This is a genomic window from Paenibacillus mobilis, assembly GCF_058267595.1.
The window spans coordinates 64,958-85,697 of sequence record NZ_JBZCMS010000010.1; the positions used below are offsets into that span (position 1 = coordinate 64,958).

A 20,740-nucleotide genomic window follows, 5' to 3' on the forward strand; every position below is an offset into this window, starting at 1 on the left:
TAGAAGCCGGACGCCTCCGAGGCTCCGGCTTTTTCTTTTTCCCCTTAAACGGTCAGTCCCGTTCCATGGCTTCGTTGCGGAGCACCATATGGATATGGTCCTCCCACACGCCGTTGATGTTCAAATATTTAAATGCTACGCCTTCATGATAAAAACCGAGTTTGTGCACTACGCCCAAGGAAGCCGCATTGCGCGGCATAATATTGGCTTCGATCCGGTGCAGGCCCAGCTCGTTAAAGGCATAATCGATCATCGGACGGAGCGCCTCGGTCATATACCCTTTGTTCCGCTCCTCTTCGTCCAATTTGTAGCCTAAATGGCAGGATAAAAAAGCTCCTCTGACGATGTTGGTCATGGCGGCAAAGCCGATAATCCGGCCGTTTTCGCCTAAAGTGCGGAACCACAGCTTAAACATATGCCCGCTGTTGATTTTGTCCTCATCCTCTTCCAGCAGGCGTCTTTGTTCTTCCAAAGTATAATAGGAAGCTTCCCGCCGGATTTCCCACGGCTCCAGAAACTGCCGGTTTCTTTCGAGATAGTCCAAAACCTCGGCTGCGTCCCGGCCGGTCAAGCTTTGAAGCTGCAGCCTTTCCGTATGTAATGAAATAGACATTTGTTTATTCTCCCTTCCTTTACAGAGATGCCATCCTGCCCGCACGCCGGTTCGCGTAATGCCGGAAAAACATTTCCCGCAGCCCGGTGTCCGTCTCCAGCTCCGGAGCGATCTCCGTTTTTCCATAGCCGGTGAGCCGCCCGTCCTCATAAGTGCAATGATGGTCATAGACCCTGCTGTCGTTCAGCAAGGTATCCAGCGTCCGCACGACATTGGAGGCGATTCCCAAATTTTCGGGATGGAGGACCCACCCGATCTTTTTCCAATCCAGGATGCCCTCCTCCGTCTTAAGAGGCGTTTCGACGGCCGCAGATTCCGGCACCTCCGCAACATATGTATACATGCCCCCGTAGCCGGAGCCGCTGTTCCAGGTAATCAGCCCTTTAAAATGAAGTTCATATTCCGGAATACCCGTCTCTTCAAAAATTTCCCGGATCATGGAGCCGCGCGGCGTTTCCCCGGCTTCCAGCTTGCCGCCGATCCCGTTCCAGCAGCCCATCCAGCTGGACCGCTCCCGATTCAGCAGCAGCACCTCGCTGCCCTTTTTCATAAAACAAATATTGTATTTGATCACGCCCAAAACCTCCCTTTAGGTGCAAAAAAACAAGCCAGACGGATCCATTCCATCTGACTCATTTTTCGGTTTTAATCGGCTCACTGATTGAGCCCACTTCCGGGTTCGGTATTGGTTAACAATATACCACCGGAGCATCAGAAGCGTGTAAACCGAAAACCTGATTTTTGTAAAAATTAAATCCATCTGAAAAATTTTCTATTGAGCAAGCGGATGCCATGCCGTTGCGCCCATTCGTCCAGCTCATCCAGACAAGGCTCATGGGCTTCCGTATACCGGAACACCAGCCCGGCCGGCGTAATTCGGACTCCCTTTGGTTTTACCGCAATACTTGGCTTCAAGTCCCCATCTACCATTATACATTGAATCTCCTGCGGATACAGCTTCCGGCCGGCAACGACCAGGAATTCCTCGGCCACGATCAATTCTCCTCTTTGGAAAAAACGTACCGCAGACACGATCAGTTGGAAAACAGCCAAAAGTATCAGGATGGAAAAAAACACTATATATGTCCGGTAACCCCTCTCGGGATGTCGTAAATGCGAATGATACTGCTGATACAGGGAAGAACTCATTAACAAGATTAAGAAAAGGCTCGTAAACACAGGTTTTATTCCCCAAAAAGGCGTAATCGGATATACGGCCGGCTGTTCTCCATTTTGATTCTGGTTCAGATTTTGATCTTGCCCTGGCGTTTAATCCGCCATTACTGCTCCAATAACGTCGCTCACAAAGGTAAGCACCGGTCTCGTTTCGCGTCGTTCCGTTATTCGCGCCATTAATCATTCATTACCTTTTCTATTTACAAGGTTAATAATCCTTTATTTTCAAATTAAAGGAATCCCGGAAGTTCAATAAAACGGGAAAACCCGCAGATCCGAGGATCTGCGGGCTGACTGTTGCCTGGTCAAGCATAGAGAAAAACGGCCGGGGTTACGCGTTTTTGAAACTTAACACAAACTCGAATTCCAGGTCCTGGCCGGAAGGAATCCGGTACTCCGGATGAACCGGCGCTCCCCAGCTGTCGTCACCGCCGACGCCCATCTGCCGGCCGGCTATCGTGACCACCGTGTAATGCACCGGCGGCAGCTCGTAAGCGTGGGCCGCATTTTCCAGCTCAAAGGCGGTGTAAGGCGACACGTTTGCCTCAAACGGCGTAGATGCGGCCCGGATCTGTAGGCCGCAGCCGGCTTCGTCCGTCACGCGAAGCTTGCGGACGCCCGTGCGGCCACCGGATTCCTGGGGCACCAGATAAGGCGAAGCCAGGCCAGCCACCGGCTTGCGGAACCAGCCGAGCCGCGCGCCAAAGCTGCGGTCGGCGTAATTTTCTTTGGGGCCAAGAGCGAGCCATTCCGTCTGGCTGTAATCCGCGTTCATTTTGAACGACCAGGCCACGATCGGCAGATTCGGCAGCCCTTCCGCCCCTTTATAGGAAGCTTTCACGTGAATCTGCCCGTCCCTGGTTACGGTGTACGTCGTAATAAACCGGACGTCCGGATGAATGCTGAAGCCGTATTCGAATGTCACGGATGCGCTGCTCTTGTCGCCGGGCTGCGTCACGGCAACGGACAGACACTTGCGCGCCAGGCTGGCCGCAAACCAGGCCCCGGCGTGGTAGTCAAGCGCAGTTCCCTTGTCATTGTCCGTCGAGGCACGCCAGAACAGCGGCACCGGCGGCGATTCGATTATTTCGCGGTCATGATAACGCAGCGATACCAGCGAACCCGCTCCTTTGGAGAACAGTGCGGCAAACCCTTCCCCTCTCACGCCGATGTTTACGTCACCTTCGATGATTTTGACGGGAATGGCTTTGCTTTGACCGTCTTTACCTTCTCCTTCACTTGCAGAGGAGGACCCCACTCCGGCCGGCCGTCCGTTGTCCACCGTAAAAATATGCTGCCCAAAGCCGGTCTCATATCCGGCTTCGGCCCAAAGCGTCGCTTCCTTTAAATGAAGCGACGCCTGAATGCAGTATTCGCCGGCCTCCAGCTGCTCCAGTTTGCCTCCCCAATCGGGCTTCACCACGCCCTCCCCGCCGGGAGGCACCTGAATCTCCTGCTGCCCGGCGGCAAGCTCCAGCCCTTCGCTTTGCAGGCTGTAGCTCAGCACGTAAGCATCCGTATTTTCAAACAGCTGCCCGTTGATCACCCGGATTTCCTCCGGAGAAGGCACAAGCTTGATGTTTTGGTACAGGAATTTGACCTCCTGCATCTTTGGCGTAACCGTGCGGTCCGCAAATACGATGCCGTTGCCGCAGAAGCTGTAGTCCGTCGGCCGGTCTCCGAAATCTCCGCCGTAAGCAAGGAATTCTTTGCCGTAGCGGTCTTTTTTGACCAAGGCCTGGTCGATGTAATCCCAGATGAACCCTCCCTGGTACATCTCGTATTTCTGCTCCAGCTCGGTATATTTGTGCAGGCCCCCGACCGAGTTGCCCATCGCATGCATATATTCGCAGCTGATGTACGGTTTGGCCGGGCTGCTGTTCAAATAGGCCTCGATATCCGCGGGTTTCGCGTACATCCGGCTTTCCATATCGCTGGTCGAATCATAATCGCGGTTATGGAACACGCCTTCGTAATGCACGAGACGGCCCGGATCTTTCGCGCGGAAATAATGCGAAACATTCAAAATCACCTCACCGGCATAAGATTCGTTGCCGCAGGACCAGATGAGAATGGACGGGTGGTTTTTGTCCCGCTCCAGCATCGATACGGCGCGGTCCATCACGATGTCCTGCCATTCCGGCTTGTTCCCCGGGATATTCCAGGACGGCTCAACGGCGCCAAGCTTTTGCCAGGAGCCATGGCTTTCCAGGTTCATCTCATCGATGACATATAGGCCGTATTCGTCACACAGCTCATACCAGAGCGTCTGGTTCGGATAATGGGAGGTGCGCACCGCGTTGATGTTGTTTTGTTTCATTACCTTGATGTCCCGGAGCATATCTTTCTTCGTGATGCTCCGGCCGCTGCGGCAGTTGAATTCATGGCGGTTTACGCCTTTAAAAATGATCCGTTTGCCGTTCAGCCTCATGATTTTGTCTTTCATTTCGAACCGGCGGAAACCCACCTTCTGCACAATCGCTTCCACCGTTTCGCCTGCCTCGTTCAGAACGGTCACGCACAGCTTATACAGATAAGGGCGCTCCGCGCTCCATAGCTGCACCTTGCCCGCCGGAAGCTTCACCTCCAGCTTGCCGTTCGCAAAAGCCGCCGTTTTTGTCAGGATCACGTTTCCTTCCGCATCTTTGAGCTCCAGCCGGGCTGAAGCCTGACCAGCGGATGCCGGAGCGATGCCGGTGGCTGCCAATCCGGCGTTCATGGATGACAAATTCCCCTGCCCAGTAGCCAATCCAGCAGCATTCAAGGTTAACTCGGCCTGCAAGGTCCCTTCGGTAAAGGTATCTTCCAGCTCCGTCCGCACCCAGATATCCTGCACATGGATTTCCGGAATCGTGTACAGATAAACCTCGCGGAAAATACCGGAGAACCGCCAAAAATCCTGGTCCTCAAGCCAGCTTCCTGTGCTGCGCTGAAACACTTCCACGGCCAGCTTGTTGCAGCCTTCCTGCAAATAAGGCGTCAGCTCAAATTCGGAAGGCGTAAAGCTGTCTTCGCTGTAGCCGACGAAATGGCCGTTCAGCCACACATAAAAGGCCGATTCAACGCCCTGAAAAGAAATAAATACTGGCTTCTGTATAAAGCCGTCCGGCAGCTCAAACCTCTTCACATAGCTCCCGACCGGATTATGCTCCCGAGGGATGCCTGGCGGTCTTACGCCGTCCAGGCCGTCCCAGGGATACATCGTGTTCACGTATTGGGGACTGCCGAAGCCCTGGAGCTGGATATGGCCGGGAACCTGAATCTCGCTCCAGCCGGCCGTGCGTCCGCGTTGACCGCGTAGTTAAACTTCCAGCCGCCGTTTAAGCTATGCCGCATGTCCATGGGGCCGCCGGCCTCCGCTTCCTCCATCGTCCGGTAGTAGCGGTGATCCGAATGCGCATCCATCCGGTTCACTCTATAAACGGCCGGATCGCTCAGCCAGGCAAGCTGCGGTTGTTGTTCTGTCATGGATAAGTCCTCCTTGTTGACTGCTTTGCTTGTCATTATTTAACGGATCCCGTCATGCCGGCAACAAAATGTTTCTGCATGAGGAAAAAGACCAGCGCCGTCGGCAGCGTCGAGATCACGATCGCCACCATGATCATGCCGTAATCCGGCGAGTAGCTCGAGCCCAGATTCGAAATGAGCAGCGGAATCGTCCGTTTCTCCGGCGACTGCAAAACGATCAGCGGCCACAGATAGTTGTTCCAGCTGGACATGAACGTAATGATGGCCCCGGCCGCATAGGTCATTTTCATCGTAGGCATATACACCCGGAAGAACAGCCCCAGCTCGCTGAGGCCGTCGATCCGGCCCGCTTCGAGCAGCTCTTTCGGAAACATTTTGGTGCTTTGGCGGAAGAAAAAGATCAGGAAAGCCGTCGTAAACGTAGGCAATATAACGGACGCCACCGTATCCACTCCGATAAAAGGAAGCGTGCCTGAAAACTTGGCGAACATTTGATACAAAGGCACCATCAGCGACGCAAAAGGAATCATCATCGAAAGCAGCAGGATATTAAACACGATGTCCTTGGCTCTGCTGCGGTAAATTTCAAAGCCATACCCCGCCAGGGAGGCTATCAGCAGCGCCAGCAGGGTTGTAATAACCGCGATCCGGCCCGAGTTCCAAAGCGCCTGGCCCAAATTGATCTGCTCGGTCAGGTGCTGGAAGTTCTGCAGCAGCTGCGCGCCCGGCAGCAGGCGGCCGTTCGAGACGTCTTTGGACTGGTTAGTGGCGCTTACGACAATCCAGAGAAACGGAAAGATCGAAACCGCGGCGGCCAGAATCAGAAACACGTACATCCAGAAACGTTTGAATTTGGTCATTTTCGGTCACCTGCCACTTTAAACTGGAGAATGGACAGCAGCACGATCAGGATCACGATCGTATAGGAGACGGTTGCCGCATACCCAAAGTCCGGCGTGTATTTGAACGACAAATTGTAAATATATTGCGAAATGGACAAGGTCGCGTTGCCGGGACCGCCTTTCGTGATGTTCATGATTTCGTCGAACAGCTGCAGCGTGCCGATCGTGGACGTGATCGAAGTAAACAAAATAATCGGCTTCAGCAGCGGAATGGTGATCGAACGGAACTGACGGAAGGCGGATGCCCCGTCGATGCGCGCGGCTTCGTAAATGGAGCTGTCGATATTTTGCAGGCCGGAGAGATAAAAAATCATGTTATAGCCGGTCCAGCGCCACGTGATGGCGATAATGATCGTAACTTTGGCCCAGAACGGATCCGTAATCCATTGGATCGGCGAGGATACCAGGTGCAGTTTGGTCAAGGCCAGGTTCACCAGGCCGTCCGTGCCGAACATATATTTAAAAACAACCGAGTAAGCAACCAGGGAAGTCACGCTCGGCAGAAAGATTGCGGTACGGAAGAAACCTTTGAATTTAAGCTTGCTGTCATTGAGAAGGACGGAAATAAAAATGGACAGCAAAATCATGATCGGTACCTGGATAATCAGGAAGATAAACGTGTTTTTCAGGGCCGTAATAAAAACCTTGTCGGTAAACAGCCGTTTATAGTTGTCTATCCCGTTAAAATGGATCATGGCCCCCGTGCCCGTCTTGAATGACAGCAGCAGCGCCTGAATCATCGGATAGAAATAAAACGCGCAGATCAAAACAACCGCGAGAATGACGAACATCCAGCCGGTTAATGCACCGTTAGAGCGACGGCGTAGTGCGGATTCGCTTTTCATGATGCGGGCTCCTTTCTCTTCCTTAAAAAGTAGTCTCTATGTCTATTCCTTTTTACACTCCGTATCCGGGTAAAGCCAGGTTGCCGCTCTTGTATAAAGAGCATACCGCCCTGCGGGAGGGCGGTATGCCGGACCTCAAGGATTCGGACCGGTAAGCGGGGCGTTGCTTTAGTGCAGCTGGCTTTCAGCCTGGGACTGCGCATCGGCAAGCACTTTATCCAAGTCTTGACCATTCAGGTAATTTTGCATTTCGCTGACCAAAATATCTTCGATGGCATAAGTGTTCATGCCGAAGTTGACTTGCGGTATCTGCTGCGTCCATTTGGAGAAGTCTTCGGCCGTTTTTTGTCCGCCAAAAAACTCGTCGGCTTCTTTATAGGCTTCGCCTCCGCCGGCCGCTTTCAGCGTGCCGATGACGCCGACCTTTGTCAGCAGGTCCTGGTACAGGTTAACGTCGGAGCCCAGCGTTTTGGAGAGGAATTCAGCGGCCTTCTCCTTGCCCGGGATGTTGAGCACATACCAGGAACTGCCGCCGATGTTCGTGGCGTTCACGGAGCTTGCCGTGTTTTTCAGCTTAGGCATCGGCACGACTGCCCATTTTCCGGACTGGGATGCCTCCGCTTTTACGGACGGGGTAATCCAGTTGCCTGTTGGAACGGTAGCGACGTCGCCGCTGTTGAAGCCCGCCAGGAATTGGCTCCAGTCGGAAGTGATTTTCACCGTGTTGGATTCCATCAGCGTTTTGTAGGTTTGAAAGGCGTCCTTTAAAGCCGCGTTGTCCTTCAGGTCAGGCGTGCTGCCGTCTTCTTTCGTATACCAGGAGCCGGCGGATTGGATCATCATCCGGATCAGGCCCAGGTCGTTCGGGTCTTGGGTCAGCATGTCGTGGCCGGTTTTGGCTTTGACTTCTTTTGCGATTTCAATGTATTTGTCCCAGTCGATGTTGGTTACGTCTTGCACCGTGTAGCCGGCATCCTTCAGGTAATCCGTACGAACGTAAAGCCCTGCTACGCCGGAGTCGAACGGAACGCCGTATTGCTTGCCGTCCAGGCTGCTGGACGCGATTTTGTATTCCGCGAAATCCGCAGGTTTAACGATGCTCGACAGGTCGTAAAAAGCGTCCGGATAAGCTTTCAGGAAGCTTTGCGCCCGGTAGTCTTCAATCAGGACGATGTTAGGAAGGCCGTTTGTCGTGCCGGAGTTGAGGCCTGTGTTCATTTTCTGGATAATATCATCCTGCGCATATTCGACGACGTTGATTTTTTGGTCAGGGTTTGTTTTGGCATAAGCCTCAACCGCAAGTTTCATGGCTGCTATGTTGAAGTTTGGATCCCAGGCCCAGACGGTAAGCTCTTTACCGGAATCGTTGCTGCCGCCGCTGGAAGCCGAATTATCCGATTTGCTGGAGCATGCCGTCAGCAGCAGGAAAGAGGCAAGCAAAAGAACGAGTGCTTTTTTCACTTTAAAAATCCCCCTTGTTCGTTAATGTAAACGCTTCTTGAAAGCGTCTGCTGTCTACGGATTTATCTTAGCACCCGGTTTTGGGGACCCGTTAGGAATATATCTATCCGGATTGGCGTTATTGTTGTATAAATGCAAACGCATTCATTTTGGCTTCTGGCACTTTTTTTAGTTAATAGCAATTTTTTTGGGTTATAGAGGCTCCTCGTTAACAAGCCAAGGCATTTTCAGTCTTATTTTTGTACCTTCCCCCGGTTTGCTTTCGATCGATACCCCATAGTTGTCCCCGTAAAGCAGAAGAATCCGCTCGTGCACGTTGCGGACACCGATGCCGGTAAACATCTGGCGTTTGTTTTTGGAGTTGGGCAGCTTGTCCCGGTCCGCCTCCAGAGCCATGCCTTCCCCATTGTCCACCACCTCGCACAGCAGCGTATTGCCCTCCCTTGAGATCATGACGTAAATGTAGCCGCTGTTCCGGTCTTTAAAACCGTGGAAAAAGGAGTTCTCAACAAAAGGCTGAAGGATCAGCTTGGGCAGCTTGGCTTTCATGCAATCCGGGGATACGAAAAAGTCCACCTGAATGCCGGTGCCGTAGCGGACCTGATTAATAAAGACATAATGCTTCAGGTTCACCAGCTCCTCCTCCACCGTGATGGTCTCCGATACATTGCTGATCGTATTCTGAAGAAGGGAGATCAGCGCGTGGATCGTCTCCGTCGCTTTCTCCTTGTTGCCGCGCTGCACCAAAATATTGACGGAAGCCAGCGTATTGTATAAAAAATGCGGGTTGATCTGCCGCTGCAAGGCTGCAAGCTCGGCGTTCCGCTGCTCCTTCTGGGTCTTCACGAGCTGGCTGATGTAATCGTTAAGCTCGTCTAGCATATAGTTAAAGGCCGTCCCGAGCTCTTTAGTCTCGTAACTTCCGCCTATGGTGATATAGTTATGAAAATTCCGTTTGGTCACGCTCGACATCTGGCGGACCAGCAGGCGCAGCGAACGGGTCACGCGGCGGATAATAATAAATAGGACCATCAGCGAAACGGTAACGATCACCGCCCCGGTCAAAAGGATCTGCTTGGCCGGAAGCAGGTGCTGGAGGGCCATTTTTTTATCGATCAGGTTTACGATGTAAAAGTCATAGGTGGGCAAATAATTGGCCAACACGATTTCGTTTTTGCCCTGGCTGGTCACCGTCATGTAATCGAGTTTGTTGTCGCGGATGCTTTGGGCGCTCTTCAGCAGCTCTGCCGAATGCTGCCCGATCCGTTCTTCCTGATTGCTGGAGACGATGAGACCGTTATGATCCAGGATCACCACGTCATTGCCGGTGCTCGTAAAATTATCGTAAAACTGCTTGAAGTCCGGCTCTCGGATCATCATGAATAAGGTGCCGTAAATCTCTTTGGTCGAAGGGGAACGCAGCGCTTTGGAAGCGATAATAAGCGGTTGGTCCGAGGTTTCTTCGTTGCCTTTAAAATAATGGTAGGACAGCTTCTCCGGATGCTGCAGCGTTTCTTCGTACAGCAGGCTGCCTTTCAGTTCGCCGGTAGTGCCCGTCCAGTAGGCGCGGTTGTTGAAATAACTCCGTCCGTTAACCCCGATAACCGCCACGGCTACTTCATTGATGTCCAGACTGCCTTGAATATGCTTCATCTGCTCGGTCATCCGGTAAACGGATTGGGCATTGGCGAGCGAATCCCGGTCCCCTTCCGTCAGGAAGGTTTTTACGGTATAACTTTGCAGCACTTCATTGGAGACCGTGACGATGCTGTAGTTAAAATCCTCAAAGCTGTTTTTGATCTGGCTGATCACTTTGGAATTCGTAATGCTGAAGGTGCTCATGAACAGATTCTGAGCCACCTGAACCATGATGAAAGAGGTAAGTACGGCCACCAGAATCGTGCTGACGACCATGACCACAAAAATTTTGCCAAACAAGGTCTGCGGGGAAAAACGGTTCCATGTCCATTTCATGCTAATATTGTCCTTCCATCCGTTGTTTGCGGTATTGGCTCGGGGAGATCCCTTTCTGTTTGCGGAACACTTTCGTGAAATAGCTGTGGTCGGAATAGCCCACCTCGCTGCTGATATCGGAGATCGGGGCGTCCCCCTGCCTGAGCAGCGCGCACGCTTTCTCAATCCGGACCTTGTTTAAATATTCGCTGAACCCTTCCTTATTGTGGCTGGCAAAATAGTTGGATAAATAGGATGGGTTAAAATGAAAATGATGGGCGATCTCCGTTAACGTCAGCGGTTCGGCATAATGCTCCTGAATATAATCAAGCATCCGCTGGACCGCCTGCTGCCCGGCCGAACGCGCCCGCTGCAGAATGCAGGCTTCGGCTTCGGCCAGGAAGTCTTCGATGAGCTCCGATGCCGCGCGGATATCCGCGGACTCGTGAATGCTGCGGAAGTATTCGTATTTCCGCTGCTCCAGCTTGAGCGCTTCGTACTGGAAACGAAGCAGCGCAAGGATGACATTAAAGACGCAGTGCCCCATCAGAGATTTGAACGCATACATGCCGGCGTCCAGCCTGCCCGGCATAAACGCTAAATAACTGCGCAGCCGGGTAAAGGCGGCTTGGAATTCCTGCTGGTTCAGCTCCCGGTTAAAGGCTTCGCTGTCAAACTCCCCGGCTGCCGCTCCCTCCTGTACTGCGGGCCAAGTCCCACCCGAGCCGGCTGCTTCGGTTAATCCGGCTGTTCCGGCAGTAAACACCCGCCGCTCCGGCAGGAAAAAACGTTTCTCCAGCAGGACCGGGATTTGTTCGGACGCGGCCTGATGCAGCTCCTCAAGCTCCACAAACGGAGCGCTGAGGGCCAAAACGACCGGCTGCCCTTCCACCTCGCAGCCTTCTGCGAGCTGCGAAAGCAGCATGTCCGGCGAAGCCAAAAACCGCTCCTCGGCATTCCATAAAAGGCGGACTCTTCCGTCCTCCTGACTTAAGGTTTTGAACTGAAGCGGGATTCCGCTTTGTTCGATCAAGACTTCGAGCCGGGCTTCAACCGTCTGCTGCAGCTCTTCCGAACTAAAGGAGGCCTGGCGGTCAAGCCGCTTCGCCGCCAGCAGCGCAAAAGACGAATAAGCAAAAGAACTGCGGACGAGGTCGCGCAGGGAATCCTTTTCGAGCGGGAAGCCGGAGACGAGCTTATCCAAAGCCGACGCTACCGACCGCTCCCGGTCGTCAGGCCTTGCGGCGCCCTGGAGCCGGGGTACGGCAGACGCAGCTTTTTTCAGGATGCCTACAAGTTCTCCCGCATCCAGCTTGGGTTTAAGAATATAATCGGACGCCCCGCTTTGGAACGTCGAACGCACAAATTCGAATTCGCTGAAGCTGCTGAGCACGATGATCTTCAGCTCCGGATACCGGCCCTGGATCAGCCGGGCAAGCTCTTCTCCGTCCATGACCGGCATTACGATATCCATCAAGATGATGTCCGGCTCAAGCCGCGGGATTTGCTCCAGCGCCTCTTTCCCGTTGGAAGCCTCACCGATGATCGTAAAACCTTCGCTTTCCCAGTCAAACAGATGTTTGATCCCTTGCCGGACCAGCATTTCATCGTCTACAATCAGCACTTTGCAATAAGTATCCATGTTGGACTTTCCCGCCTTTTGAGTCGAATTTCTTGTAACCGCTTTATAAACATTTGGTTCTATTATAACGCGTAAGTTTTGTCAAATTGAAAGAGAGACTGAATCTGCGGCCGAAACCGGTACCTTTTGAATACCAGGTTACCCGCACGTCAGTACTTGAAATGAAGCCTTTTTCCCCTCATAATGACGATATTATGCGGGCTTTTTAAGGAGGTTGCCATGAAACTGAGAGTTTCTGCCGTACAATATCATCTTCACACCATAAATTCCTTTGATGAATTTGCCGCGCAGGCTGAACACTATATTAAAACCGCTGCCGAATTCGGAACCGAATTTATCCTGTTCCCCGAATTCCTGACGACGCAGCTGCTGTCCATCGGGAACGGACAGGGCCAAGCCCTGGCCATCGGCGATTTGCCGGATTTCACGGCCCGTTACCGGGAGCTGTTCAGCGCGCTGGCCGCCCGCGAGAACATGCATATTATCGCCGGTACCCATGTCATCCGCAGAGAAGGAAAGCTGTACAATACCGCTCACCTGTTTTATCCGGACGGCCGCGTGGCCGAACAGGCCAAGCTGCATATTACGCCGACCGAAGTCGACGAATGGGGCATCTCCCGCGGCGAAGATCTGGAGGTCTTCGAGACGGAAAAAGGCAAAATCGCCATCCTGACCTGCTACGATATCGAGTTTCCGGAAATCGTCCGCATGGCGCGCGCCAAAGGGGCTAACGTGATCTTCAGTCCATCGTGCACGGACGACCGGCACGGGTTCTACCGCGTGCGGTATACCAGCCACGCCCGGGCCGTGGAGAACGAGGTTTACGTGGTCTCCACCGGTACGGTCGGCGCGCTGAAGACAGTTGATTTCATGCGTGCCAACTTCGGTCAGGCGGCGGTCATTACGCCAAACGACATTCCGTTCCCGCCGCGCGGCATTTTGGCCGAAGGCGAGCTGAATCAGGACATGATTATAACGGCCGACCTGGACTTGGCCCTGCTGGAGCAGGTGCGCAAAAAAGGCTCCGTCAGCACCTGGCGGGACCGCCGGACCGATCTCTATCCGGACTGGAAGGCCTGACTGAACGATTGGGAGACTGGCAGCCTTGGAGAGTGGCGCTATGCGCTGCGGCTCGGAGAAGCTGCGGATCCCAGGATTTATTGGGTTCAGGGGCCCAGAGAGCCAAGCTTCTGAGGAGGTACGAGACCAATGGCGGGTAACCGCGGCACTGTTTACCGAAAACAATTTTTTATATACGGTCAGGACGGTCCTGTCTCTGTTGTCATCCGCAATTACCGGGAGGACGACTTTGAAGGCATGATCGACATTCAGCGGGCCTGCTTCCCTCCCCCGTTCCCTTCGGAGCTGTGGTGGAACCGGGAGCAGCTGCTGAACCATGTCACGTTGTTCCCGGAAGGGACGTTGTGCGTGGAAATCGAAGGCAGATTGGCCGGTTCCATGACCGGACTGATCGTCGAATTCGATCCGGCTCATCCGGACCATACCTGGGCCGAAGCGACGGACGAAGGATACATCCGAAATCATAAACCGGACGGAAACACGCTTTATGTGGTCGACATTTCCGTCGATCCCGCTTACCGCAAGCTGGGACTTGGCCGCTGGCTGATGTTCTCCATGTACGAGGTGGTCGTCCAGCTCGGTTTGGACCGTCTGCTTGGCGGAGGACGCATGCCGGGCTATCACGCTCAGGCCGATCACCTGACTGCCGAGGAGTATGTGGAAGCCGTGCTGGAAGGCCGGCTGAAGGATCCGGTGCTCACGTTCCTGCTCCGCTGCGGACGCACCCCGGTCAAAGTCGTCGCCGATTATTTGGAGGACGAGGAATCGATGAACTACGGGACGCTGATGGAATGGCGCAATCCGTTTAAATGAAAGAGGATCTTAAACTGGGTGAAGGAGTTGGATAGACTTTGGGCAGCTCAAACATGCAATATCACCGCATCACCAGCCTTGCCGATCCGCTGTTCGCGGATATGCACCGGCTGATGCAGGAGGTTTTTCCGCCGGAGGAAGTGCTTGAATTTGATCTATGGAAAGAACCGCTTGAGGACCCGGGCATTCGTGTGTTTGTTGCCGTGCAGGACGGCAAGGTCGTCGGCACAACGGAATATCGCTACTATGAGGACTTTAACGTGGCGATGACCGATTTTACGATCATCGGACAGCCGGGGCTGGGCATCGGCCGCTATTTGTGGAAGCATCGGCAAGACGACCTGCTTGCGCTCGCTGCGGCAAACGGCAAAAAGCTTTACGGCATGTTCGCCGAAATTTATGATCCTTACCGCAATCTGGACCATGAATTCGGGGGCGTTAAACCGATGGATCCGTTCGTGCGCCGGGAGGTTTTATCCCATCTCGGTTACAAGCGGCTGGACTTCCCTTACGTGCACCCGTCCTGGAACAACGACGGCGAAGCCGTCAGCGGACTCGATTTGTGCTTCATGCCTGCCGATTATGAGCAGGACGAACTCTCCGCGGCGCTGATCGTCAGCTTTCTGGAGCGCTACTACAGCGTGCTTGACCGGAAACCGCAGCAGTGGCTGGAAATGGTGGCCGATTTGAAAAAGAAAACGTCGGTTGCTCTGCTGCCGATTTAAGCAAACGCAAAAACCCCGCTCCCTTCTATAACTGAAGGGTCGGGGTTTTTTGCTGTAAAAAACAAATCTTCTTGTGCAGCTGCCCTACGTAATGGCTTACGGCCGGTTCTTTTGGCGGCCGGCGTTTCAGGATTGCTGCTGTTTCTCCTGCTGCTCCATGTAATTGCGCATCTTCTTCATATACTCCGGTGCATCCAACGGGTCGGCGGAAATCATCTCAATGATGCACAGCTTGTTTTGATGCTCCGTTTCTGCGCGTCCGATGGCCTCTTCGAGCTCGGCGTTTGTTCTGACGAAAGCGGTGTAAGCTTCGCCGCCGAAGGCCTCGGCCAGCTTCGTATAGGACCAGTTCGGCACCTGGTTGTACTTCTGGTTCTCCGTTTTTACGTTTAAATACTTTTCGATCGTGTATCCGTAATTGTTCAGCACAAAGATGATTGGTTTGCAGCCGTACCTCAGCATGGAGCTGATTTCCTGCGCCGTCAGCTGCAGCGATCCGTCTCCCGTGAACAACAGCACCCGTCTTGCAGGCTCGGCTATGCAAGCTCCAAAAGCGGCCGGCGTCGCATAACCGATCGACTGCCAGCCTCCCTGGGCAATGTACGTCGCTCCCCGCGGCAGCTTGATCTGGGATAAACCGTAATAAAACGTTCCCGTTTCAGCGATCAGGATATCGTCTTCTTTCAGCATCCGTTGGAACCGCGGATAATACGCTTCCGCTTTCAGCGGGTCATTTGGTTCACCCTTCAATTCATCATAAGGGAAAGGATTTCTCATAACCTCGCCCTGCTGCCGGTATCCAGCATTTTGCAGCGCCATGAGCATATCCTCCGCCATCACGTTCGGATATTCCGCTTCCCCGATCTTTACCCGGTCAGGCTGAATCTCTACGGTCGTCAGGGGGTTCAGCTTCGAGGTGAAATTCGCCGTGTTGCTGTCCGCCCAAAGCAGGCCGACGGCAATGACGCAATCCGCGGTTTCCACCGCGCTCCGCACAGCTTGGCTGCCGAATTGCCCCGCGTACATGCCTATGAACTGTTTATGGCTTTCGTCAAAAGCCCCTTTGCCGAAGACCGCTGCGGTTGCCGGAATATTCATGGCTTCGGCAAGCTTCCGGACGGGCTCCTGAAGATGGAAGCGCAGCGTTTTGACATCGGCGATCAGAACAACGCGTTCCGCCTTGCCGAGTAATTGCATGGCGTGCTCCAACGCCGCTTTTAACGTTGCTTGATGCGTTGAGGGCTGCGGAGGCATGGGCACGCTGCGAACGGTAACCGGCTTTGAAACCAGGTCGGTCGCCACAACCAGATAAACCGGCTTTTTCTTCTGTTTCGCCATCGCGATCGCCGCCGGTATTTCCATTTCCGCGTTTTCCGGCGTTAATACAGCCGTGTAAACGGTAATCGGTTCATAAACCTTGCGGAAAACGTCATAATTGCCGTCCATCAAAGTATGGTGCATGAGTTTATGAGCCTGCTGCGCCATGGAAGGCGGCGCCCCTACGATATGAATGATCGGCACGTTTTCGCTGTTGGCTCCGGCTATGGCATTGCAGGCGCTCATCTCCCCCACGCCAAAAGTGGTAATCAGCGCCGATATGCCTTTTAACCGGGCATAAGCGTCCGCGGCGTATCCCGCGTTCAATTCATTGCGGCCGTTAACAAATCGCAGGCCTGCATAACGTTCGAGTTCATCCAGCAGCGTAAAATTATAATCGCCCGGTATCCCGAACACATCGGCGATCCCCTCTTGCTTCAGGCAGTCGAATAAATAACTTCCCAACGTCTTTTGAACGGTTCCGGCTGCCTTCATGTTTGGCTGCGGCATGTCTGTATCGATCATTTTCGCCATCGGCTGCTCTCTCCTATCCATTACTTGGGTTGCTTTCTGTAATACATTACCCAATTCCAATGAGGTTATACGGGCGGAAAGCGAGCAGCGGCCAAACCTCCCCCGCCACGAAACCGCCCGGTGGAGAGAAAAAAGCTTGAAAAGAAAAACAAAAAAACACGCCCGGACTTTTGGTCCAGGCGTGTTCAAACAAATTATACGGTTTTGACAAACAGCGGTTTAATTGCACACTCACAATATTTATCCGCGATCTCTTCAGCCGTGTAACCCAAATCATGAAGATAAAGGATCAGCTCCGGCTTCAGCGAAGCCGCGATCAGGCTGGAGGCAAAGATCAGATCGACGGTCACCAGCTCCTTGTTCTCCCGAGCTTCCAGCAGCAGCTCATTCACTTTGCCGCGGACAAAGATAAAGGGCGGAAACTCGCATAAATGCTCTTTGGCCTCCTCCAGCGTTGCCGAGTGCAGCAGCGTTTTAATGCTCTGCAGATCGTCGTCCAGATTGAGGACCAGCTTCTTCATGATAAAGGAAAGCCGGACCACGACCGGCTGGTCTTTGGCTTCCATCAGATAAGTTTCGATATCTCCGGTCAAACGGTCAAACTTGCTCTCCATCAGCGAAAAGCAAAGCTTGCTTTTATTAGGGTAACGCCGGTATAGGGTTCCCTGACCGATCCCGATTTCCTGGGCGATGCGGTGCATGGAAACCTCCTCGACACCCAGTTCGTCAAACAACGTTTGGGCAGTCTCCTGAATTTTCAGGGACAACTCATCCACTTCTTTACGGTTCGGCAACAACCTTCACTTCTTTCATATCTGCTTCTTCTTTGGAGAAAGTCCGTTTGACAAACAAACCTACAACAAAGGCTACAGCCGCGAAGAAGACGCCGGTCAAAAACGAGTTGTGCAAACCGGCAATCATGGCTTCAATCGGGTTTTGAGCGCCGTTTTTCTCAATATAATGTTTTGTACCGGAAGTCATGATACTGATAAACAGAGCTGTGCCAATCGCACCTGCTACCTGCTGCAGCGTATTCATGATTGCCGTACCGTGCGGGTACAGGCGTTTTGGCAGCTGGTTCAGCGCGGTTGTCTGCGCAGGCATCATCACCATCGAAATCCCGATCATCATCAGGACATGGACCAGAATAACGTGAAGCTTCGACCAGGAAGAATCCACCTGCGCGAACAGGAAGATCGAGATGACCATCAAAGCTAGACCCGGAAGCACCAGGGCTCGCGGTCCGAATTTATCGAACAGTCTGCCGGCGATCGGAGCCATCAATCCGTTTACGATACCGCCCGGCATCAGAACAAGGCCGGCAGCAAGTGCAGTGAAGCCTAATGCGTTCTGCAGGAACAGAGGCAGCATAATCATGGTGGAGAACAAGCTCATCATCATGATCAGCATCAATACAGCTACGATGGAGAACATCGGATATCTGAACGCTCTTAGGTCCAGCATCGGCTCTTTAACGACCAATTGGCGCCAGATGAACAAGGCCAGGCATACAATGCCGGCGGCAATCGTCCAGATGACCGTCGTATCGGACCAGCTGTGCTCACCTGCACGGCTGAAGCCGTAAACAACGCCGCCAAATCCGAGCGAAGACAGCAATATGGAAATGAAATCGACTTTAGGTTTCGTAAGTTCGGTTACATTTTTCAAAAATACCACCGCAAAAATGATGGAGAAAGCAGCCAGCGGAATAATGATAAAGAACAACCATCTCCAGTTCAGCGATTCGACGATCAAACCGGACAAAGTCGGGCCGATCGCAGGGGCGGTCATAATAACCAAACCGATCATCCCCATCGCCGCACCGCGGTTTTGCGGAGGGAAAATGGCCAAAATCGTGTTCATCAGCACGGGCAGCATCAAACCGGTCCCGAGCGCCTGAACAATCCGGCCGACCAGCAGCACGCCAAAAGTAGGCGACACGCCGCAAATAATCGTACCGATCAAAAATAGGGTCATCGCCCCGATAAACATCTGTCTAGTCGTAAACCACTGCTGCAGCAAAGCCGTCACCGGCACCAAAATACCCACGACAAGCATGTAGGCTGTAGCCAGCCATTGAACCGTCGGCTCGTCGATCCCGAAATTATTCATCAGATCGGGAAAAGCGATATTCAGCAAAGTCTCGTTCAGAATCGATACAAACGCACCGATAATGAGCGCAGCGACAATAGGTCCTCTCTTGATTTTGCTTAGATCCAAGTTAGCTGAGGATGCAGCTCCAGCTCCCATATCCAAAACTTCCACTCTCCTTTTATCTATACGCGGACAATTGTCCGTCTATGAGGATTATCATAGCTGACAACTGTCCGCTCGTCAATGGAAGGAATGGTTAAAAAAAATCCAGCAGCGCCGTTCCGCGGTGCGGAAGGACCTGCTCAAGCGCGGCAATGCCCGCGCTGCTGCCGCCGATCCGTTCGGCGCGGTAAAGCTCAACCGGCCTTTTATAGCCCAGCAGCATAGCGGCGAGGGACTGGATGTCACAGCTGATGACAGCTGCTGCCCCGGCTGCGGCGGAATCAACGGCGGCACCTTCACCGGCGGCGGCAGACTCGGTCTCGGCGGTTAGGCTGCCGACTGCAAGGTCCGCCTTCGGAGCGGCTGCTTCCTCTTCCGAAGGCCCGGCGTTCCCGGCGGCCAGCCGGGTCAGCTTTCCCTGCCCTTCACGGCCGACGCGAAGCTCCCACTCCCCGTCGTTCCAATCCGCAAATCCGTCCTGCAGGCGCAGCCTGACCGTGACTTCGCTGCCGCCGGAAATCACGGGCTCAAATTTATACTGCTCCACAAAAGCGGGAGCATCCACGATGCGGGCCATAAAATATGGCCAAACCTCCTGCTTGCAGCGCGGATCGTTCAGCAGGAACGGCAGCAGGTCGTCCGACGGTACATGGTCGACCACCACCTGCGAAACTTTGGAATCATGGTTGGACACGAATTCCCAGAGCCCCCTGCGGGCCGTTTCGTTCAAATAAACAAACTCGTCTATCGTTAGCTGTTGACCGCTGCTCTTGTACAGCAGATACCCTTCCGCTGTGCCGGACTCCGAATAATAAACGGCCGTCAGCAGCTCTTCATCAAAAACGGAGTTTTCCCACCATTCGCGGCTTCGGACCAGCGTGCCGTTGTAACGTTTGGCAAACGTCTCATAAAGAGGCGCAAGAACGCCGAGGTCTCTGATCCCTCTTTTTACAGTGCCCGACTCCCGGAATTTGCCGGAGAAACCCAGGACCGGAACGGGGATCGTATATTTTTTGTATTCGGTATATACCTCCCAGCCAAAGCGGCGGTAAAAAGGGACTAGAAAAGGATGCAGGCAGGACAAGCTTTGCCCCTGCTCTTTCATGACTTTTAACGCCTGGAGCAGCAGCTGGTTAACAAGCCCCTTGCGGCGCTGCTCCGGCCAGGTGCAAACACCGGCTATGCCGCCCATCGGCATTGCGGCTCCCTGGACATAAAGCGCAAGCGGCAGCAGAATCAGGCGGGCCTGCAGCTCTTCGTCTTCCCAGGCGCCCCAAAACTGCTCCGGCTTGAAGCGGGCGCGGCGGCGTTCTTTTTCCTCCGCAGAAAGTTTATAACCAAATGCATATTCCGCCAACTCGGTGCTGCGATCGAATTCTTCGGCTTTGAGCTGTCTGATTTCCATGCTTCCACCCTTCCCTGTCTGATGTTGGTCCTGCTCTTGTTTATCTTAATTCTCCGTCCCGAGGGAAGATGCCTTCACGCTGGTGCCCGGAAAAACCCATCCGCGCCTCCCTGGCTTTCAGCCGCAGGGTGTTGAGCAGATGCCGGGCTTCGCCTTCCCTTGCCCAGAGGAGACGGAGGCAAGCTCCATTCCGGAACAAAAGGATCTGTTTGTCCGCCTGCACCTCGTCAATTTCCTCATAATCATAGGCGGTAACCCGCCCCGCGCCGAAACCCCAGCACTCATGGAAAATCAGCCGGCGGGTGCTTGCCGCCAAACATCCTTTTTTATAAAACGGGCCCATCGGCTCCTCTTCGATAAACAACCCGGAAATGCTTCCGTAGACGCCTTCTCCCGGCTGCAAATATTCATTTAAGCTCCTCATGGACAACCTCTCCTTACTCCGTATTCATTATTGGCTGCAACATCGATCTTTGATCTGCAGAAGCGGATGAATCAAGGCCTTAAAGAAGTTGTAGAGGATGAAAACATTTTCAGGTCAAGCGCCAAC

Annotated in this window: 16 protein-coding genes and 1 pseudogene; 3 read left to right on the top strand and 14 right to left on the bottom strand. The window is 53.5% G+C overall.

The genetic code is table 11. The annotated features are described in order from the left end of the window. Positions 1–52: 52 nt before the first annotated feature. The 9 genes and pseudogenes from AC3ZPD_RS17745 to AC3ZPD_RS17785 all read right to left on the bottom strand — a co-directional run bounded on the left by AC3ZPD_RS17745 (position 53) and on the right by AC3ZPD_RS17785 (position 12,060). A complete protein-coding gene (locus AC3ZPD_RS17745) occupies positions 53–613 on the bottom strand; it encodes a GNAT family N-acetyltransferase (protein ID WP_490985616.1) in 561 nt (186 codons plus the stop codon). Positions 614–632: 19 nt separating this feature from the next. Beyond that, positions 633–1,187 (bottom strand): NUDIX hydrolase, encoded by a 555-nt coding sequence (locus AC3ZPD_RS17750; RefSeq protein ID WP_490985617.1) that lies wholly within the window; start codon positions 1,185–1,187, stop codon positions 633–635. A 176-nt stretch (positions 1,188–1,363) separates the two neighbouring features. Further along, on the bottom strand, positions 1,364–1,606 hold the full coding sequence (locus AC3ZPD_RS17755) for a hypothetical protein (RefSeq protein ID WP_490985618.1): 243 nt from the start codon (positions 1,604–1,606) through the stop codon (positions 1,364–1,366). Positions 1,607–2,120: 514 nt separating this feature from the next. Then, a pseudogene (gene lacZ, locus AC3ZPD_RS17760) lies at positions 2,121–5,257 on the bottom strand (beta-galactosidase, LacZ type). A gap of 35 nt (positions 5,258–5,292) precedes the next feature. Continuing rightward, positions 5,293–6,117 (bottom strand): carbohydrate ABC transporter permease, encoded by an 825-nt coding sequence (locus AC3ZPD_RS17765; protein WP_490985619.1) that lies wholly within the window; start codon positions 6,115–6,117, stop codon positions 5,293–5,295. Then, complete coding sequence (locus AC3ZPD_RS17770) at positions 6,114–7,004, bottom strand: carbohydrate ABC transporter permease (RefSeq protein WP_490985620.1); 891 nt, start codon at positions 7,002–7,004, stop codon at positions 6,114–6,116. Before AC3ZPD_RS17770 ends, AC3ZPD_RS17765 begins: the two co-directional genes overlap by 4 nt. Positions 7,005–7,172: 168 nt before the next feature. Next, positions 7,173–8,465 carry an ABC transporter substrate-binding protein gene (locus AC3ZPD_RS17775; RefSeq protein WP_490985621.1) on the bottom strand — a complete coding sequence of 431 codons (1,293 nt, stop codon included), beginning with the start codon at positions 8,463–8,465 and terminating at the stop codon, positions 7,173–7,175. Between the two features lie 192 nt (positions 8,466–8,657). Then, on the bottom strand, positions 8,658–10,439 hold the full coding sequence (locus AC3ZPD_RS17780; protein WP_490985622.1) for a cache domain-containing sensor histidine kinase: 1,782 nt from the start codon (positions 10,437–10,439) through the stop codon (positions 8,658–8,660). A gap of 1 nt (position 10,440) precedes the next feature. Beyond that, positions 10,441–12,060, bottom strand: coding sequence for a response regulator (locus tag AC3ZPD_RS17785; RefSeq protein ID WP_490985623.1), 1,620 nt, complete (start codon positions 12,058–12,060; stop codon positions 10,441–10,443). 219 nt (positions 12,061–12,279) lie between these two features. Between AC3ZPD_RS17785 and AC3ZPD_RS17790 the strand changes: the two genes are divergently transcribed. The 3 genes from AC3ZPD_RS17790 (at position 12,280) to AC3ZPD_RS17800 (ending at position 14,678) form a co-directional block, all read left to right on the top strand. Then, positions 12,280–13,140 carry a carbon-nitrogen hydrolase family protein gene (locus tag AC3ZPD_RS17790; RefSeq protein ID WP_490985624.1) on the top strand — a complete coding sequence of 287 codons (861 nt, stop codon included), beginning with the start codon at positions 12,280–12,282 and terminating at the stop codon, positions 13,138–13,140. Between the two features lie 129 nt (positions 13,141–13,269). Next, positions 13,270–13,953 (top strand): GNAT family N-acetyltransferase, encoded by a 684-nt coding sequence (locus tag AC3ZPD_RS17795; protein ID WP_490985625.1) that lies wholly within the window; start codon positions 13,270–13,272, stop codon positions 13,951–13,953. A gap of 53 nt (positions 13,954–14,006) precedes the next feature. Continuing rightward, positions 14,007–14,678 (top strand): GNAT family N-acetyltransferase, encoded by a 672-nt coding sequence (locus AC3ZPD_RS17800; RefSeq protein ID WP_490985692.1) that lies wholly within the window; start codon positions 14,007–14,009, stop codon positions 14,676–14,678. Between the two features lie 126 nt (positions 14,679–14,804). On the opposite strand, the gene AC3ZPD_RS17805 is transcribed toward AC3ZPD_RS17800, so the two are convergent. The 5 genes from AC3ZPD_RS17805 to AC3ZPD_RS17825 form a co-directional block, all read right to left on the bottom strand. Then, positions 14,805–16,520 carry an alpha-keto acid decarboxylase family protein gene (locus AC3ZPD_RS17805; RefSeq protein WP_490985693.1) on the bottom strand — a complete coding sequence of 572 codons (1,716 nt, stop codon included), beginning with the start codon at positions 16,518–16,520 and terminating at the stop codon, positions 14,805–14,807. A 203-nt stretch (positions 16,521–16,723) separates the two neighbouring features. Beyond that, the gene (locus tag AC3ZPD_RS17810) at positions 16,724–17,323 is read right to left on the bottom strand and encodes a TetR/AcrR family transcriptional regulator (protein ID WP_490985626.1); all 600 of its coding nucleotides are present in this window, start codon (positions 17,321–17,323) and stop codon (positions 16,724–16,726) included. Further along, positions 17,310–18,779, bottom strand: coding sequence for a DHA2 family efflux MFS transporter permease subunit (locus AC3ZPD_RS17815; protein ID WP_490985694.1), 1,470 nt, complete (start codon positions 18,777–18,779; stop codon positions 17,310–17,312). The genes AC3ZPD_RS17810 and AC3ZPD_RS17815 overlap by 14 nt, the downstream gene beginning before the upstream one ends. Positions 18,780–18,879: 100 nt before the next feature. Beyond that, positions 18,880–20,190 carry a GNAT family N-acetyltransferase gene (locus AC3ZPD_RS17820; protein WP_490985627.1) on the bottom strand — a complete coding sequence of 437 codons (1,311 nt, stop codon included), beginning with the start codon at positions 20,188–20,190 and terminating at the stop codon, positions 18,880–18,882. Between the two features lie 40 nt (positions 20,191–20,230). Continuing rightward, positions 20,231–20,614, bottom strand: coding sequence for a PH domain-containing protein (locus AC3ZPD_RS17825; RefSeq protein WP_490985628.1), 384 nt, complete (start codon positions 20,612–20,614; stop codon positions 20,231–20,233). Positions 20,615–20,740 lie beyond the last annotated feature (126 nt).

Coding starts and splice junctions, on each gene's coding strand:
- AC3ZPD_RS17745 (WP_490985616.1), bottom strand. CDS start 613: ATGTCTATTTCATTACATACGGAAAGGCTGCAGCTTCAAAGCTTGACC.
- AC3ZPD_RS17765 (WP_490985619.1), bottom strand. CDS start 6,117: ATGACCAAATTCAAACGTTTCTGGATGTACGTGTTTCTGATTCTGGCC.
- AC3ZPD_RS17770 (WP_490985620.1), bottom strand. CDS start 7,004: ATGAAAAGCGAATCCGCACTACGCCGTCGCTCTAACGGTGCATTAACC.
- AC3ZPD_RS17780 (WP_490985622.1), bottom strand. CDS start 10,439: ATGAAATGGACATGGAACCGTTTTTCCCCGCAGACCTTGTTTGGCAAA.
- AC3ZPD_RS17785 (WP_490985623.1), bottom strand. CDS start 12,060: ATGGATACTTATTGCAAAGTGCTGATTGTAGACGATGAAATGCTGGTC.
- AC3ZPD_RS17790 (WP_490985624.1), top strand. CDS start 12,280: ATGAAACTGAGAGTTTCTGCCGTACAATATCATCTTCACACCATAAAT.
- AC3ZPD_RS17795 (WP_490985625.1), top strand. CDS start 13,270: ATGGCGGGTAACCGCGGCACTGTTTACCGAAAACAATTTTTTATATAC.
- AC3ZPD_RS17800 (WP_490985692.1), top strand. CDS start 14,007: ATGCAATATCACCGCATCACCAGCCTTGCCGATCCGCTGTTCGCGGAT.
- AC3ZPD_RS17805 (WP_490985693.1), bottom strand. CDS start 16,520: ATGATCGATACAGACATGCCGCAGCCAAACATGAAGGCAGCCGGAACC.
- AC3ZPD_RS17815 (WP_490985694.1), bottom strand. CDS start 18,779: ATGGGAGCTGGAGCTGCATCCTCAGCTAACTTGGATCTAAGCAAAATC.
- AC3ZPD_RS17820 (WP_490985627.1), bottom strand. CDS start 20,190: ATGGAAATCAGACAGCTCAAAGCCGAAGAATTCGATCGCAGCACCGAG.
- AC3ZPD_RS17825 (WP_490985628.1), bottom strand. CDS start 20,614: ATGAGGAGCTTAAATGAATATTTGCAGCCGGGAGAAGGCGTCTACGGA.